Annotated in this window: 16 protein-coding genes; 11 read left to right on the top strand and 5 right to left on the bottom strand. The window is 63.2% G+C overall.

The features are described 5' to 3' along the window. On the top strand, positions 1-1,083 hold a 1,083-nt coding region (locus C5J22_RS10145), incomplete at its 5' end, for a Gfo/Idh/MocA family protein (protein WP_105438096.1). A 12-nt stretch (positions 1,084-1,095) separates the two neighbouring features. On the opposite strand, the gene C5J22_RS10140 is transcribed toward C5J22_RS10145, so the two are convergent. Next, positions 1,096-1,473 carry a type II toxin-antitoxin system HigA family antitoxin gene (locus tag C5J22_RS10140; RefSeq protein WP_105427463.1) on the bottom strand — a complete coding sequence of 126 codons (378 nt, stop codon included), beginning with the start codon at positions 1,471-1,473 and terminating at the stop codon, positions 1,096-1,098. A 257-nt stretch (positions 1,474-1,730) separates the two neighbouring features. Here C5J22_RS10140 and C5J22_RS10135 point away from each other — a divergent pair, with 257 nt between their 5' ends. From C5J22_RS10135 to C5J22_RS10115, 5 genes are all read left to right on the top strand, one after another. Then, complete coding sequence (locus C5J22_RS10135) at positions 1,731-3,134, top strand: GH1 family beta-glucosidase (RefSeq protein WP_105438146.1); 1,404 nt, start codon at positions 1,731-1,733, stop codon at positions 3,132-3,134. A 311-nt stretch (positions 3,135-3,445) separates the two neighbouring features. Continuing rightward, on the top strand, positions 3,446-4,486 hold the full coding sequence (locus tag C5J22_RS10130; protein WP_105438145.1) for a methionine ABC transporter ATP-binding protein: 1,041 nt from the start codon (positions 3,446-3,448) through the stop codon (positions 4,484-4,486). Then, positions 4,476-5,144, top strand: a complete 669-nt coding sequence (locus tag C5J22_RS10125) for a methionine ABC transporter permease (protein WP_046634549.1) — start codon at positions 4,476-4,478, stop codon at positions 5,142-5,144. Before C5J22_RS10130 ends, C5J22_RS10125 begins: the two co-directional genes overlap by 11 nt. A 75-nt stretch (positions 5,145-5,219) precedes the next feature. Further along, positions 5,220-5,996, top strand: a complete 777-nt coding sequence (locus C5J22_RS10120) for a MetQ/NlpA family ABC transporter substrate-binding protein (protein WP_105423684.1) — start codon at positions 5,220-5,222, stop codon at positions 5,994-5,996. A 119-nt stretch (positions 5,997-6,115) separates the two neighbouring features. Beyond that, a complete protein-coding gene (locus tag C5J22_RS10115; protein ID WP_105438095.1) occupies positions 6,116-8,314 on the top strand; it encodes an EAL domain-containing protein in 2,199 nt (732 codons plus the stop codon). A 407-nt stretch (positions 8,315-8,721) separates the two neighbouring features. On the opposite strand, the gene C5J22_RS10105 is transcribed toward C5J22_RS10115, so the two are convergent. Genes C5J22_RS10105 through C5J22_RS10095 form a run of 3 tightly spaced genes read right to left on the bottom strand, consistent with a single transcriptional unit; the run spans position 8,722 to position 11,160 of the window. Further along, entirely contained in the window at positions 8,722-9,663 is a 942-nt protein-coding gene (locus C5J22_RS10105; protein WP_371412585.1) for a rhodanese-related sulfurtransferase, read from the bottom strand. Between the two features lie 38 nt (positions 9,664-9,701). Next, positions 9,702-10,688 (bottom strand): CHAD domain-containing protein, encoded by a 987-nt coding sequence (locus C5J22_RS10100; RefSeq protein ID WP_105438093.1) that lies wholly within the window; start codon positions 10,686-10,688, stop codon positions 9,702-9,704. Then, positions 10,663-11,160: a CYTH domain-containing protein gene (locus C5J22_RS10095; RefSeq protein ID WP_105438092.1), complete on the bottom strand. Its 498-nt coding sequence runs from the start codon at positions 11,158-11,160 to the stop codon at positions 10,663-10,665. Before C5J22_RS10095 ends, C5J22_RS10100 begins: the two co-directional genes overlap by 26 nt. Before the next feature lie 164 nt (positions 11,161-11,324). On the opposite strand from C5J22_RS10095, the gene C5J22_RS10090 reads away from it, so the two are divergent. The 5 genes from C5J22_RS10090 (at position 11,325) to C5J22_RS10070 (ending at position 14,226) form a co-directional block, all read left to right on the top strand. Further along, positions 11,325-11,963 (top strand): 2-dehydro-3-deoxy-phosphogluconate aldolase, encoded by a 639-nt coding sequence (locus tag C5J22_RS10090; RefSeq protein WP_105438091.1) that lies wholly within the window; start codon positions 11,325-11,327, stop codon positions 11,961-11,963. 75 nt (positions 11,964-12,038) lie between these two features. Further along, positions 12,039-12,755 carry a tellurite resistance TerB family protein gene (locus C5J22_RS10085; protein WP_105427469.1) on the top strand — a complete coding sequence of 239 codons (717 nt, stop codon included), beginning with the start codon at positions 12,039-12,041 and terminating at the stop codon, positions 12,753-12,755. A gap of 11 nt (positions 12,756-12,766) precedes the next feature. Continuing rightward, on the top strand, positions 12,767-13,195 hold the full coding sequence (locus tag C5J22_RS10080) for a VOC family protein (protein WP_105438090.1): 429 nt from the start codon (positions 12,767-12,769) through the stop codon (positions 13,193-13,195). Positions 13,196-13,333: 138 nt separating this feature from the next. Then, positions 13,334-14,029: a GNAT family N-acetyltransferase gene (locus C5J22_RS10075; RefSeq protein WP_105438089.1), complete on the top strand. Its 696-nt coding sequence runs from the start codon at positions 13,334-13,336 to the stop codon at positions 14,027-14,029. Further along, positions 14,026-14,226, top strand: a complete 201-nt coding sequence (locus tag C5J22_RS10070; RefSeq protein WP_105438088.1) for a hypothetical protein — start codon at positions 14,026-14,028, stop codon at positions 14,224-14,226. Before C5J22_RS10075 ends, C5J22_RS10070 begins: the two co-directional genes overlap by 4 nt. 5 nt (positions 14,227-14,231) lie before the next feature. Here C5J22_RS10070 and C5J22_RS10065 read toward each other — a convergent pair whose 3' ends face one another. Next, positions 14,232-15,131, bottom strand: coding sequence for a LysR family transcriptional regulator (locus C5J22_RS10065; RefSeq protein ID WP_105438087.1), 900 nt, complete (start codon positions 15,129-15,131; stop codon positions 14,232-14,234). Positions 15,132-15,190: the final 59 nt, after the last annotated feature.

Raw genomic sequence — 15,190 nt, 5'->3', positions numbered from 1 at the left:
GTGTATCGCATGGCGGCAAGGCTGGACGACCAGTTCGATCTCGTCGCCGGCGCGCTGTCGTCGACGCCGGAAAAGGCGATCGCCTCGGGCCGCGATCTCGGTCTCGATCCGTCGCGCACCTACGGCTCCTACAAGGAAATGGCGATCCGCGAGGCGCGGCTGAAGGACGGTATCGAGGCGGTGTCGATCGTCACGCCCAATCACGTGCATTACGAGGCCGCCAAGGAGTTTTTGAAGCGCGGCATCCATGTCATCTGCGACAAACCGCTGACGTCCAACATCGCCGACGCCAAGAAGCTCAAGAAGGCGGCCGACGAGAGCGGTGCGCTGTTTATCCTCACCCACAATTACACCGGCTATCCGATGGTGCGGCAGGCCCGCGAAATGGTCGCAAACGGCGAACTCGGAAAAATCCGCGTCGTCCAGGTCGAATATCCGCAGGATTGGTTGACCGAGGCGGTCGAGCAGACAGGTGCCAAGCAGGCCGTATGGCGCACCGATCCGGCCCAGTCGGGTGCCGGCGGTTCGACCGGCGATATCGGCACGCATGCCTACAATCTCGCCGCCTTCATCACCGGGCTTACGCTCGAAAGTCTCGCCGCCGATCTCGACAGTTTCGTGGAGGGCCGCAGGCTCGACGACAACGCCCATGTGATGCTGCGCTACGAGGGCGGCGCCAAGGGCATGCTCTGGTGCAGCCAGGTGGCGCCCGGCCACGAAAACGGCCTGAAAATCCGTGTCTACGGAACCAAGGGCGGCATCGAATGGGTGCAGGCGGATCCGAACTATCTGTGGTTCACGCCGTTCGGCGAACCGAAGCGCCTGATCACCCGCAACGGCGCCGGATCCGGTGCCGCGGCAGGACGCGTCAGCCGCATCCCGTCCGGCCACCCGGAAGGTTATCTCGAAGCCTTTGCAACCATCTACACGGAAGCCGCCCGCGCCATCAACGCCGCCAAGAAGGGCGTCGCGGTCGACAAGGCGGTGGTCTACCCGACCGTCGACGACGGCGTGAAGGGGGTTGCGTTCGTCGAGGCGTGCGTGGCGTCCTCGAAGAAGAACGGGGCGTGGGTGAAGCTTTAGGCGCCTGGGAGCCTAAGCTGAGATATCGCCGACAAGCGCGCCAGCCGGGATGTGCCATGCCCGGCTGATCTTCCTGATCTGATCGAGATTGATCTCGCGCCGTCCGTTCAACAGGTCGGCGGCGCGGGATTTCGAACCGACGATCTCGATCAGGTCGGCGCGGGTGTAGTTGTTGGCTTCCATGACCGATTTCAGCACCTCGACCGGCGAGGCCTGCGGGATGGGATAGTGCTTGGCCTCGTATTCCTCGATCAGCAGCACAAGCGCGTCGAAATGCGCGGATGCGATTGTTCCGGCTTCCGGTTCGTTTTCGAAATAAGGGCGCACGGATTTCAACGCCGCTTCGTATTCCGTCTCATCGATGAGGGTTCGTACAGTATCGATATCCATTTCATCAGGCCTTCTAAAGTTCTACCACGTCGATGCGATCATATTCGACGTGGGTTCCGACAAACAGAATGAAAACCCGCTGGGAAACAGCGCGGCACTTTTCACGGCCTTGGAGAGGATGGCACGGGCGGAGATCCTGCAACGTTTCAGAATTCTCATCTGTACAACTGCGCCCCGCTTGGTTAAACCGCGCGAAAGGTGGTCCGGCAGACCCCTCGCGCAACAGATATGGCGGCATCCTCATGACCGATCCCAAGATGAGCAATCCCCAGCCTCGCAATCTCAAAACGCCCGACGCCGAAAAATTCGCGGCCGGGTTTCCCGGTGATTTCCTCTGGGGCGTCGCGACGGCTTCCTACCAGATCGAAGGGTCCACCAAGGCGGATGGCCGCAAGCCCTCGATCTGGGATGCGTTCTCGAAGATGCCGGGGCGGGTCTATCAGGGGCATAATGGCGATGTCGCCTGCGATCATTACAATCGCTGGGAAGAGGACCTCGATCTCATCAAGGAGATGGGCGTCGAAGCTTACCGGTTCTCGATCGCCTGGCCGCGGATCATCCCGGACGGCACCGGGCGGATCAATGAGAAGGGGCTGGATTTCTACGATCGCCTCATCGACGGCTGCAAGGCGCGCGGCATCAAGACCTATGCGACGCTCTATCATTGGGACCTGCCGCTTTCGCTGATGGGCGAGGGTGGCTGGGCGGCGCGCTCGACGGCCTATGCCTTCCAGCGTTACGCCAAGGTGGTGATGGCGCGGCTCGGCGACCGGCTGGATGCGGTGGCCACCTTCAACGAGCCCTGGTGCATCGTCTGGCTCAGCCATCTCTACGGCATCCATGCGCCGGGTGAGAAGAACATGCAGGCGGCGCTTGCCGCCATGCACCACGTCAATCTCGCGCACGGCCTCGGCGTCGAGGCGATCCGGCATGTGACCCCGGACGTGCCGGTCGGCACCGTCATCAACGCCGCATCGATCATCGCCGGCTCCGACAGCCCGGCCGATCTCGCAGCTGCCGAGCGCGCCCACCAGTTCCACAACGGCGCCTTCTTCGATCCGGTCTTCAAGGGCGAATATCCGCAGCAATTCCTGGAAGCGCTCGGCGACCGCATGCCGGTCGTCGAAGACGGCGACCTGAAGGTCATCAACCAGAAGCTCGACTGGTGGGGCCTCAACTACTACAAGCCGGACCGCGTCCATGACGAGCCCGCCCGCAGCGGTGATTTCCCCTGGACGATAGAGGCCAAGCCCGCCAGCGACATCAAGACCGATATCGGCTGGGAAGTCTATGCGCCGGGGCTGAAGCTGCTGGTCGAGGATCTCTATCGCCGCTACGAGCTGCCGGACTGCTACATCACCGAGAACGGCGCCTGCTACAATATGGAGCCGGCGGACGGCGAGGTGGATGATCAGCCGCGTCTGGATTATTATGTCCAGCACCTCTCGGTGGTCGCCGACCTGATCAAAGACGGCTATCCGATGAAGGGCTATTTCGCCTGGAGCCTGATGGACAATTTCGAATGGGCGGAAGGCTACCGCATGCGGTTCGGCCTCGTGCATGTCAATTACGAGACCCAGGAACGGACGATCAAGAACAGCGGTAAGTGGTATCGCGAGCTCGCTTCGTTATTCCCCAAGGGCAACCATAAACAGGGCTGATTTCGCAGGTGCGAGAAGATTTTTTCTGCTTTGTGAGATAATTGAAAAAACATCCCTGTCAAAAGCAGGCACGTCCGGGCATTTATGCGGCATCGAAGGCCGCCGGCCTTACATATTGCCCTCTGGGAAAACGACCAAGATGCTCCGGAAAGTCGCCTGTCATCGAATGTGCTGCCTCGTCCGATAGCTGGACAGCGATAAATATCCGGTGTCGGTCGCCGGGATGATCCGACTTAAATCTGAGAGCTGAAATGACAATCCTTCATACTGCGGTCGAAACCGCGCCGTCTCCCTTGGTTGCCGAAAGGCCGATGGTGGCGTTCGAGGCGGTAACCAAGCGGTTCGGCGGTGCCGACGACAAGAGCCAGTTCACCGCGCTCGACGGCATCGATCTTTCCGTGGCGCGTGGCGCGATCACCGGCATCATCGGCCGTTCGGGTGCCGGCAAGTCGACGTTGATCCGCCTCGTCAACGGGCTGGAAAAAGCGACCTCCGGCCGCGTCGTCGTCGACGGTGTCGAGGTGGGCGGCCTGTCGGAAAACGGGCTTCGGGATCTGCGCCGCCAGGTCGGCATGATCTTCCAGCATTTCAACCTTCTCTCGTCGCGCACGGCGTTGGAGAACGTCGCGCTGCCGCTCGAGATCGCCGGGCTTTCCGCCACGGCGATCCGCGACAAGGTGGCGCCGCTGATCGATCTCGTCGGTCTTGGCGACAAATCGGACCGCTACCCGGCCGAGCTTTCCGGCGGCCAGAAGCAGCGCATCGGCATTGCCCGGGCGCTCGCCACCTCGCCGAAACTGCTGCTTTCGGACGAGGCGACCTCGGCGCTCGACCCGGAAACCACGCAGTCGATCCTGGCGCTGCTGAAGCGCATCAATGCAGAGCTTGGCCTCACCGTGCTGCTGATCACCCACGAGATGGAGGTGGTGAAGACCATCGCCTCCGACGTCGCGGTGATCGACCGCGGCAAGATCGTCGAGGCGGGCCGCACCTTCGACGTCTTTACCGGTGCGAAACACGAGACGACCCGCTCGCTTCTGTCTGCAGCCCTCGGCACCAACCTGCCGGAATGGATCCGCTCGAACCTGAAGCCGCAGCCGTCTGTCGGCGACCGGGTGCTGGTGCGGCTGATCTTCTTCGGATCGACGGCCTTTCAGCCGCTGACCGCCCGGCTGGTCACCGAACTCGGCGCCGACGTCAACATCCTCGCCGGGACCATCGAGGAAATCGCCGGCGAACCCTATGGCTCGCTGGTCGTCGCCTATCCGGCCGATCCTGCCGTCACGGAGCGCGCCGAGCGCTTCTATGCCGCAACCGGTCTTTCCACGGAGGTGCTCGGTTATGTCGCCTGACATGCTCTTCAACCTGCTCCTGAAAGCGCTCGGCCAGACGCTGCAGATGGTCGCGGTCGCCGGCCTGATCGGCGCACTGATCGGCCTGCCGATCGGCGTGTTCCTGGCAACCAGCGGCAAGGGCGAGCTTTTCCCCGCACCGGCCCTGAACCGCATCATCGGGGCGATCGTCAATGCGGCGCGCTCGACGCCGTTCATCATCCTGGTCGTGGCGATCATCCCGTTCACGCGCCTCGTCACCGGTACCTCGATCGGTACCTATGCGGCGATCGTGCCGCTGACGGTCGCGACCATTCCCTTCGTCGCGCGCCTTGCCGAAGCGGCGATCCGCGAGGTCGACAAGGGCCTGATCGAGGCAGCGCGCGCCATGGGGGCGACGCCGCTGCAGATCGTCTTCAAGGTGCTGCTCGCCGAAGCCAAGCCGGGCCTGACGCTGGCGCTGACGCTCACCCTCGTCAGCTTGGTCGGTTATTCGGCCATGGTCGGCGCGGTCGGCGGCGGAGGCCTCGGCGATCTCGGCATCCGCTACGGCTACCAGCGCTTCATGCCGGATGTGATGCTCGCCGTCGTCGTCGTGCTGATCGTGCTTGTCCAGGCGATCCAGAGCCTGGGCGACGCGCTTGCCCGCCGCTTCGACAAGCGCAACCGCAAGACCTGAAATCATTCCGAAAACCAGCCTCCCAAGACATACCCAAGAAGACTGGCGCGTATAAGCAAACCCAAGGAGACACTTATGAAGAAGCTCATCATCGCTGCGGCACTCGCCGCCTTCGCTGCCGGCCCGGCGCTTGCCGAGGACATCAAGATCGGCGTCACCCCCGGCCCGCATGCCCAGATCATGGAAAAGGTGAAGGAAGTGGCGGCCACCAAGGGCCTCAACATCCAGATTCTCGAATTCTCCGATTACGTCGTGCCGAACCAGGCGCTGGCCGATGGCGAACTCAACGCCAATTCCTTCCAGCACCAGCCCTATCTCGACAACCAGGTCAGGGATCGCAAATTCGACATCGTCGGCGTCGCGCAGACCGTCAACTTCCCGATGGGCGTCTATTCCAAGAAGGTGAAGAGCCTCGCCGACCTGAAGCAGGGCGCCACCGTTGCCATCCCGAACGATCCGACCAATGGTGGCCGCGCGCTGCTCATCCTCGCCGACCAGGGCCTGATCAAGGTCAACGCCGCCAAGGGCCTGAAGATCGGCCCCGCCGACGTCACTGAAAACGCCAAGAAAATCGAGTTCGCCGAACTCGACGCCGCCCAGCTGCCGCGTTCGCTCGACGACGTCGATGCGTCGGTGATCAACACCAACTACGCATTGGAAGCCGGCCTCAACCCGAAGACCGATCCGATCGCCAAGGAAGGCGAAAAGGCCCCTTACATCAACATCATCGCCGTCAAGTCCAAGGACAAGGATGCGGCCTGGGTCAAGACGCTCGTGGAAGCCTATCACAGCGCTCCGGTGAAGGACTTCGTCAACACCCAGTTCAAGGGCGCCGTCATCGCCGCCTGGTAATAATATAGAATTTTCGAAAATACCTGGTGGGCCGGCTCTCAAGCGTGGGGGCCGGCCTTTTCCTTTAACGCTATCTGAAGGAATACCCGCGAAAGATGTAGGGCTTCATGAGGTCTTCGATGCGGCTTCTTCCGCCCCGCTTTCGCCGCTCCGCAACACTTGGCCGTCGCTCCGCCGTGACGTCGATGCTGCTTGCTTTCGCGGTGGTTGTGGTGCTGGTGACGATCTTCATCCTGACGGCGCTCGACCGCGTCGCCGACTATGCCAATCGCCTCGACGACGAACGCTCGCGCGAGACGACCTCGGGTGCGATCCAGACGTTCCAGGAGCAGCTGCATGCGACGCTGAACGACTACGCGGCGTGGGACGATGCTGCCCAGTTCGTTTATGCCGGCGACGATGCCTGGATCGTCGGCAACTACGGCGACATGACCGCCAACAGCGATCTTTTCGACGTGGCGCTCGTCATGGATACCAATCGCAATGTTCTGATGGCATATCAGGACGGCGCTCCCGTCACCTGGTCGCCGCAGAATTATTTCGACACCTCGCTCTGGACGCTGTTCGACAAGGCAAGCAGTGCCGGCGCCGGAACCGTGCCGGAGGCGGTGGGTTTCGTGGGGACCAAAAACGGCATCGCGGCCGTCGGCGTGGCACTCATCCGCCAGAAATCCGGTGAACTCGCCCAGCCCGTCGAGGGGCGCCGGTTCCTGATCTTTGGCCGGCATCTCGACGAGAAGAAGATCCTGAAGCTCTCGGAAACCTATGTCATCGGGGGGCTTCGTTTCGCCGGTGCCGGCGATACGGTCCCCAACATGGTGGAGATCCGCAATATCCACGGCAAGGCGCTGCAGCGGCTCGTCTGGAATTCGCGCGTGCCGGGCAATACCGCCTATCTGCAGGTCCGGCCGCTCGTCTATTGCGCGCTGGCGATGGTGGGCCTGTTTTTCCTCCTCCTCTTCGTCAGCGGCAGCAATACGCTCAACCGCCTCAAGGCGGACGAGGCGGCGGCACGGCATCTGGCGATGAGCGACCGGCTGAGCGGGCTTCTCAATCGCGCCGGCTTTTTTGCAGCACTCGACGCGCTGGTCCTCCAGAGCCGCCGCAGCAACGAGGACGTGGCGCTGCTCTATCTCGATCTCGACGGTTTCAAGGAAGTCAACGACGCCTATGGCCATGGCACCGGAGACAAGCTGATCCGCGGCGTTGCGGCCGGCCTCAAGACGCTGGTCGGCGATACGGCGACCCTTGCCCGCGTCGGCGGCGACGAATTCGCCATCGCGCTGGCCAGCACGGATATCGGAAGGGTCGTCGATACGCTGAGCGACCGCATTCTCGGTTTCTTCGACGAGCCCTTCGTGATCGGCGAAAGGGTGGCGACGATCGGCACCTGCATCGGCGTTGCCATTTCGCCACGCGGCAAGGTCTCCGGCGAGGAACTGGTGCGGCGTTCCGACATGGCGATGTATCACGCCAAGGAAACCGGCCGCGGCCGGACCGAATATTACCGGCCGGAAATGGATGCCGAGCGCGAAGAGCGCAACATGCTGGAGATCGACCTCAGGATCGCCATCGAGCGCCGCGAGATCAACGTCGTCTACCAGCCGGTCGTCGATGCCAGGACATGGCGCATCATCGGCGTCGAGGCGCTGGCGCGCTGGCACCGCACGGGCTACGGCCCCGTACCTCCCGACGTCTTCATCCCGATCGCTGAATCCACCGGCCTCATCGACCAGCTCGGCCTGTTCGTGCTGCACCGCGCCTGCGAGACGCTGACGCTGTGGCCGGAGCTCAAGCTCGCGGTCAATATCTCCCCTGGCCAGTTCCGCGATCCGGCGTTTGCCCTGCACGTCGCCTCGGTGTTCCGCAAGACCGCAACCGATCCTTCCCGCATCACGCTCGAAATGACCGAGGGTTATTTCATCCAGAACCCGGAACGCGCCCGTGCGGCACTTGCCAAGCTGAAGCAGCTCGGAGTGAAGATCGCGCTCGACGATTTCGGCGCCGGCTTTTCGAGCGTCGGGTACCTGCGCCAGTTCGGCTTCGACCGGATGAAGATCGACAAGTCGCTGGTGCACGCGCTGGAAGAGGGCGGCCGTGCCGTCGATCTTCTGCAGGCGACCGTGGCGCTCGCCCGCTCGCTGGAAATCCCGGTGACTGCCGAGGGCGTCGAGGCGGAAGCGCAGGCGATGCAGCTGAGGCTCACCGGCTGCGACGAGTTGCAGGGCTACCTGTTCGGCAAGCCGATGTCGTCGCAGGAGATCGATATCATCTACCGCGGCAACCGCCTGCCGGGCGGGATGAGCGGGGCGGCGTAGGCGGCTTCCTGTTCCGGGCGATCAGATGTGGAGACGGAGGGCGCGGCGAACTCCCCTGATCTCCCCCCTTGAGGGGGAGATGTCGCCGAAGGTGACAGAGGGGGGTGGCGCCGCGAACTCCGCTGCCGAAGAGTGTGCCGCAGCACCCCCCTCTGCCCTGCCGGGCATCTCCCCCACAAGGAGGGAGATCGGCTGGGTTCCGACTCTCCGCCTTATATCCAACTTCTCATCCTGCGCGCTGTCCAAATGTTTGAAGCTCGTTTGGAAGCGATGGTCGTGCGGCATGTGATCTCCCCACCTGTGGGGGAGATGCCCGGCAGGGCAGAGGGGGGCTGCCACACTCCAACGCCGGGACATGGTCTCCCAACCGCCTTGTGGAGAAGGGGCATTTACGGCCGCTTTAGGCCCTACCCGCCGATATGCCTCACGCCACGCTTTTTGGCGAGTGCGATCTGCAACTGCCGCTGGCGGTAGCGATCGCGGTCTTCCTCGGTGCGGGTCGGATAGCAGGTGGAGCAGGAGACGCCTTCCTCGTAATGGGGCGAGGTCACCTCTTCCGCGGTGATCGGGCTGCGGCAGGCGTGGCAGAGCTTGTGTTTGCCCTCCTTCAGTCCGTGCTCCACGGAGACCCGCTCGTCGAAGACGAAGCAGGCGCCTTCCCAGAGGCTTTCCTCCGCGGGCACTTCCTCCAGATATTTGAGGATGCCGCCCTTCAGGTGGAAAACCTCGTCGAAGCCCTGTTCCTTCATGAAGGCGGTGGCCTTCTCGCAGCGGATTCCGCCGGTGCAGTACATGGCGATCTTCGGCTTGTTGTGGAGGCCGGTGTTGTTCTTCACCCAGTCGGGAAACTCGCGAAACGTCTTGGTCTGCGGATCGACCGCGCCCTTGAAGATGCCGATCGCCGTTTCGTAATCGTTGCGGGTGTCGATGACGATCGTTTCCGGATCGGAGATCAGCGCGTTCCAGTCCTTCGGCTCGACATAGGTGCCGACGATGCGCTTGGGGTCGATATCCTCGACGCCCATGGTGACGATTTCCTTCTTCGGCCGCACCTTCATGCGCAGGAACGGCATTTTCGACGCACGGCTTTCCTTGTGCTCGAGGCCTACGAATTCCGGCTGGGCGCGCAGATAGGCGAGAAGGCCTGATATCGCCGCTTCGGAGCCGGCAACCGTGCCGTTGATCCCCTCGCGGGCGATCAGCAGCGTACCCTTGATGCCGTTTTCGTCGCAGAAGGCCTGCAGCGGCTCGCGGAAGCTCTCATAGCGGTCGAAACGCGCAAAATGATAGAGCGCGGCGACGAGCCAGGCGCCCGTCGCTTCCGGTTGGGCCTCCGGGCGGGTTTGCATGATGTTTTCGGTCATGGCGCTGAAATACAGTTTCCGGACTATCCGCGCAACGCGGTTTCTTTCTCATGCGCCGCGACAGCCCTGTGCAGCTTTGCCGCACGGCGCTCCTTGCGGGGCGCGGTGGCCGCCTTTTCCCATAACAGCGCGATCAGGCCGCTTTCCGTCTCGGCGCTGTCGGCAAACACCCCGTGGGCGGCTTCCAGACCCTCGTGCCGCAGCGCCTGCTGGCGGGCGATGATGGCGCCGAGCACCCGGGCCAGCGTACCGCTGTCGCCGAACAGTTCCGGGTTTTCGTTGACGAGCCCGGTCAGAACCGAAAGATCGTGTTCGTGGCCGAGCAGATCGACCAGCGCCTTCGCCTGCTGCTGCTTGGCGAGCATGGCGGAAGGCCAGATGCCGCCGAGCAGCGACAGGTGCATCCAGTAGGTCTGTCCGCATTTGCGCAGCCCGTGATAAGTCTCCGCATCGCCGTGTTCCTCGCAGCCCGCGAGTGCGCCGAGCGCCTTCTCGCGCTGGTCCTTCCAGGCCTTGGCGAGCCGTTTGGCCGTCTTGTGCGGATCGTCGTCGAGGTCGAGGTCGTCGAGGGCCGCGATCGCCGCGCGGCAGGTATCGGCGGCGGCCGCCATCTTGGCCGGCAGGTCGTGTTCCTCCGAAGCGATCCGGTCGCGACGCTCGCTCAGCGCCTTGGAGGCTGCGGTGAGGGCGGCGAGCTCTTCGGGAGAGCCTGCATGGCCGGCGAGATAATCGACCGTTTCGACCAGCGCGGTGGCGTCGCGCACAGCCGACAGCGTCTGCGCCATGTCGCGGATGCGGGTGTTTTCCTGCCGGCGGAACGTTTTTGCGTCCGGCTGGATCAGCCGGTAGAGGGCGCGCACCCGCTTGAAGCGTTTTCGCGCGTCGTGCACCGCTTCGTGCGGCCCGTCAGGCTGTTCTTCCAGCAGCCGGATCGCGTGGGAAAGCTGGCTTTCCGCAACCGAGCGGAATTCGTCGGTGAAGGATTTAGCGGGCCGCAGACGGTACGCCATGACACAATTCTCCGCTCAAATCTTCAGTCGCCATCACCATGTTGGAATACCGCCGGTCGCCGGTGACTTCTTCGCCGATCCAGTCCGGAATGTCGGGCAGAGCGCCCTCGTCCTCCACCTCGACCTCTGCGACGACCAGTCCCTTGTAGGCTCCGTCATAGACATCCACCTCCCAGGTGTAACCCTCGTGCCGGACCTCGTGGCGGGTCTTTTGGAGCACCACGCCGACGGCGGCGTTCGACATCTCCTCGGCGTCGCCAAGCGGAATTTCATATTCGAATTCGTCGCGGGCAAGCAGTTCCCGGCCGATCTTGATGGTCAGCTTGGCGCGCTTGCCGTCCATGATCCGCACCCGTACCGAACGGTCGTCGCCGGATGCGACATAGGCCTGCAGGAAATCGGAGGATGACGAGACCTCCGAGCGCCAGCCGTCGCTCTTCACCAGAAATTTCCGTTCGATTTCCTTGGCCATGCTCCACCCGCCGCCTCGGGAACTTCCACAATTGTTGCAACCCTAGTGCAAACTCCGCGTCCCGCAAACCCGTTCGACGTGGGAGGCCTGTTTTTTCTCGACAATGGCGGGCTTGAGGGGTATCTCGACCTCAAAGTTTCAATCGTTTCAGCGGAGACCTTACCATGACCGGCAAGACGGAAAAGCTGCTTTCCATCCTGAAACTGCAGCCGGTGGTACCGGTGCTGATCGTCGATGACGCGAAATCTGCTGTGGGCCTGGCGCGGGCGCTGGTCGCCGGCGGTCTGAGGGCCATCGAGATCACCATGCGCACGCCTGCCGCCCTCGACGCGGTCAAGGCGGTGGCCGCCGAGGTCGAAGGCGCCAATGTCGGTGCCGGCACCATCCTCAACGCCCGCGACTACGAAGCGGCCGTCAAGGCGGGCTCGACCTTCATCGTCTCGCCCGGCGTGACACCCGGCGTGCTTTCGGCTGCCAAGGACTCTCCCGTGCCGCTTCTGCCGGGTGCTGCGACCGCCAGCGAAGTGATGACGCTGCGCGAAGCCGGCTACGAGGTGCTGAAATTTTTCCCCGCCGAACAGGCCGGCGGCGCCGCCTACCTGAAGGCCCTGTCTTCGCCGCTCGCCGGCACGCTGTTCTGCCCGACCGGCGGCATTTCGCTGAAGAACGCCAACGACTACCTGTCGCTGCCGAACGTCATCTGCGTCGGCGGCTCCTGGGTCGCGCCGAAGGATCTGGTCTCGGCTGGCGACTGGGCCGGCATCACCAAGCTCGCTTCCGAAGCGGCGGCGCTGAAGGCGTAGAACCCTTCAGTCCGTCTTTGTAATTTCACAATCGCATCCCTATCTTTCCCCCGAAACACAACAGGGAGATGTGCGATGTTCGACGCAAAGAAGCTTCTCGACCAATTTCTGGGGTCACAGATTCCGGGCATGTCGGGAGGAAGTGTGAGGGACCGGGCAGGGCAGGCGACCCAGCTTGCCAAGAACAACCCGCTCGCCACCGGCGCCATCCTCGCGGCCGTCCTCGGCACCAAGACCGGCCGCAACATTGCCGGCAATGTCGCAGCTGTCGGCGGCATCGCGGCGATCGCCGGCCTCGGTTATCTCGCCTACAAGAACTATCAGTCCGGCAAGTCTCCCGAAGCCGTGCCTCAGCCGGCACCTCAGGCCGACAAGCCGCTCCTGACGCCGCCGACCGATTCCCCCTTCCATCCGCAGTCTCCCGCTCTCACCAACGATTTCGCGCTGACGCTCGTGCGGGCGATGATCGCCGCCGCCAAGGCCGACGGGCATATCGATGCCGGCGAGCGTGCCAACATCATGGACAAGGTGCATGCGGTCGATCTCGGCGCCGAGGCGGAAGCCTTCATCGAGAACGAGCTCGCCAATCCGGTGGATATCGACGACCTCGTCGCCGCTGCCCGCACCGAAGAGCAGAAGGTTGAAATCTACGCGGCCTCGCGCCTGACCATCGATCCGGACACCCGCGCCGAACGCGGCTACCTCGATCTGCTCGCCGGCCGCCTCGGCTTGGACGATGCGCTGATCGCCCATATCGACGCGACGGTATCGGCGGCCAAGGTCAAGGCGTAAGGCGGCCCGTCATGGCAATTCCTTTTTCTCCTGTCGGCATCGATCATGTTGTCCTTCTGATCGACGACATGGAGCGTGGGCTTGATTTCTATTGCGGCGTCCTGGGTTGCCGGCCGGGTTATTCGTACCCGGCCCTTGGGATGGAACAGGTCTGGTGCGGGTCGTCGCTGATCGTTTTGTGGGACATAACGCATCCGGGCGGGAAAAAGGCTGCTCCTCCGGTCGCCGGTGGCCGCAACGTCGATCACATCTGCATCGCCACCAGCCCTTTCGATCACGATGAACTGCGTTCGCATTTGCAGAGCCACGGTATCGAGATTGCTCAGGAGGCCTTCCACGGCGGGGCTCGAGGCATGGGGCACTCGTTCTACATCCATGATCCGTTCGGCAACAAGATCGAGATCAAGGGGCCGGCGGAATATCCGGATGGGCGACCTTGACGGCGAAGACACGGTCTTCAATCTGCCTCCGCGCGTCGTCGCGAAGTCTTATCGCCTGACCGGCAGGCAGGGCGTGGCCCACCAGTTGCCTTTCCCCCGTCGCTGGCCTAAGCCTCAGCCACGATGCAAGAGGCTGATATGCGCGATCTGAAGAATTACAAAGTTGCCGCCCCGGCTCCGGTCACCCTCAAGGGCCGGTTCGTGACGCTCGAACCCTATGACAGGGGCACCCACCTCCAGGCGCTGTGGGACGGGCTCGGCGGCGCAGAGGGCATCAATCCGCTTCTCAGATATTTCCCCAACGACGATTTTGCCGATGTCGGCGCCTTCGGCGACTGGCTGGAAAACGCCCGCGTCCATTCGAATTTCGTGACGCTCGTGTCGCGCGACAACGCCACCGGCAAAGTGGTCGGCATGGCGAGCTACATGCGGCCGGACCCGAAGAACGGTGTCATCGAGGTCGGCTCCGTCGCGCACGGCGCCGACATGAAGCGCTCGCCGCTGTCGACCGAAGTGCATTACCTGATGGCGAGGCACGTGTTCGAGGGGCTCGATTACCGCCGCTACGAATGGAAATGCCACAACGAGAACGAGCCAAGCAAGGCATCCGCCCGCCGCTATGGCTTCACCTTCGAAGGCGTCTTCCGCCAGCACGTCATCTCCAAGGGCGCCAATCGCGACACCGCCTGGTTTTCGATGATCGATGTGGAATGGCCGCTCCTGAAGGCCGCTTTCGAAGCGTGGCTTTCGCCCGAGAATTTTGCGGCGGACGGCACCCAGAAGCGGCGGCTCGAAGATATCCGCGCGGAGCTTGCCAATGGAGTGGCGGCATGACGCCAGAGGCAAAATCGCAGGCGATCGCCGCGGCGGTGATCCTCGCAGGCATCGGGCTGGTGATCTATTTCCTGCCGACGATCGTAATGTGGATCGCCCAGTTTTCCCCGGTGCTGGCCGTCGTCGTCGGCGCGATGCTGCTGCTCGGTTTCTTCGCGATCTTCTGGCTGCGGGCGCGCTACCAGCGCCGTAGATGACCGCATCAAGTCATCAGCCGGGGTAGCGCGGCGGCCAAGGCGTCGACCGTCAGGCGGACCTTGAGTGGCAGATGCGGCGTCTGCAGCCACAGCGCATAACAATCATACAGAAACGGTGGCTCCTCCGGCAGCAGCCGCACCAGAGCGCCCTGGCGGATACGTTCCCGCACCAGCCAGGAGGGTAGCCAGGCAAGCCCCATTCCCATCGCCGCCGCATCGGCAACCGCGTCGAGATCGTCAAGCCGAAAGCGACTGGGCGGCGACACTTCGACGGGCGGGGAGCCATCGCGCGGAAACAGCCAGGGTGGAACGGGGCCGGTCCGGCGATAGACAATCGCCCGGTGGGACATCAGATCCTCAATCGCACGCGGCTGTCCAGCCTCGGCGATATAGGCCGGCGAGGCGCAGACGATCATCTGCTGGCGGGCTACTTTGCGGGCGATCACACCGCTCCGGTCGCCAAGCTCACCGGTCCTGATCGCCAGATCGTAGCCGTCTTCCGCAAGATCGACGAGGCGGTCCGCAAAGGAGAGATCCAGTTCCAGCGCCGGATACGCGCGGGCAAATTCCATCAGCACGGGAAGCACGCAATGCCGGCCGAAATGGACCGGCATGGTGATGCGCAGCCTGCCGCGCGGTTCGGAGTGATGGTCTGCGGCGAGCGCATCGGCGGCAGCGGCCTCCGACAGGATCAGCCGGCAGCGGTCGTAATAATCACGCCCGAAATCCGTCAGGCTCTGGCGGCGCGTCGTGCGATGGAGAAGTCGCACGCCGAGCCGCTCTTCCAGAAACTGGACATGCTTGCCGACCATCGGCGCCGACATGTCGAGCGCGGCGGCAGCGGCCGCGAAGGAGCCGAGATCCACCGCCTTGACGAAGACGGCCATGCTGGTCAGCCGGTCCATATTCAAAACACCTGGTTTCTTCTGAAATATCGAAAGGCTGATTTATCGCCGATCTGGAG

Source organism: Neorhizobium sp. T25_13, from assembly GCF_002968675.1.
GTDB lineage: Bacteria > Pseudomonadota > Alphaproteobacteria > Rhizobiales > Rhizobiaceae > Neorhizobium > Neorhizobium tomejilense.
This window is presented reverse-complemented; position numbering and strand designations above follow the sequence as displayed.

What these genes read in the sequence shown, in the direction of transcription:
- C5J22_RS10115 (WP_105438095.1), top strand. Translation starts at nt 6,116, where the DNA reads ATGCGGCTTCTTCCGCCCCGCTTTCGCCGCTCCGCAACACTTGGCCGT.
- C5J22_RS10120 (WP_105423684.1), top strand. Translation starts at nt 5,220, where the DNA reads ATGAAGAAGCTCATCATCGCTGCGGCACTCGCCGCCTTCGCTGCCGGC.
- C5J22_RS10105 (WP_371412585.1), bottom strand. Translation starts at nt 9,663, where the DNA reads ATGCAAACCCGCCCGGAGGCCCAACCGGAAGCGACGGGCGCCTGGCTC.
- C5J22_RS10075 (WP_105438089.1), top strand. Translation starts at nt 13,334, where the DNA reads ATGCGCGATCTGAAGAATTACAAAGTTGCCGCCCCGGCTCCGGTCACC.
- C5J22_RS10140 (WP_105427463.1), bottom strand. Translation starts at nt 1,473, where the DNA reads ATGGATATCGATACTGTACGAACCCTCATCGATGAGACGGAATACGAA.
- C5J22_RS10070 (WP_105438088.1), top strand. Translation starts at nt 14,026, where the DNA reads ATGACGCCAGAGGCAAAATCGCAGGCGATCGCCGCGGCGGTGATCCTC.
- C5J22_RS10125 (WP_046634549.1), top strand. Translation starts at nt 4,476, where the DNA reads ATGTCGCCTGACATGCTCTTCAACCTGCTCCTGAAAGCGCTCGGCCAG.
- C5J22_RS10085 (WP_105427469.1), top strand. Translation starts at nt 12,039, where the DNA reads ATGTTCGACGCAAAGAAGCTTCTCGACCAATTTCTGGGGTCACAGATT.
- C5J22_RS10095 (WP_105438092.1), bottom strand. Translation starts at nt 11,160, where the DNA reads ATGGCCAAGGAAATCGAACGGAAATTTCTGGTGAAGAGCGACGGCTGG.
- C5J22_RS10100 (WP_105438093.1), bottom strand. Translation starts at nt 10,688, where the DNA reads ATGGCGTACCGTCTGCGGCCCGCTAAATCCTTCACCGACGAATTCCGC.
- C5J22_RS10135 (WP_105438146.1), top strand. Translation starts at nt 1,731, where the DNA reads ATGAGCAATCCCCAGCCTCGCAATCTCAAAACGCCCGACGCCGAAAAA.
- C5J22_RS10065 (WP_105438087.1), bottom strand. Translation starts at nt 15,131, where the DNA reads ATGGACCGGCTGACCAGCATGGCCGTCTTCGTCAAGGCGGTGGATCTC.
- C5J22_RS10130 (WP_105438145.1), top strand. Translation starts at nt 3,446, where the DNA reads ATGGTGGCGTTCGAGGCGGTAACCAAGCGGTTCGGCGGTGCCGACGAC.
- C5J22_RS10090 (WP_105438091.1), top strand. Translation starts at nt 11,325, where the DNA reads ATGACCGGCAAGACGGAAAAGCTGCTTTCCATCCTGAAACTGCAGCCG.
- C5J22_RS10080 (WP_105438090.1), top strand. Translation starts at nt 12,767, where the DNA reads ATGGCAATTCCTTTTTCTCCTGTCGGCATCGATCATGTTGTCCTTCTG.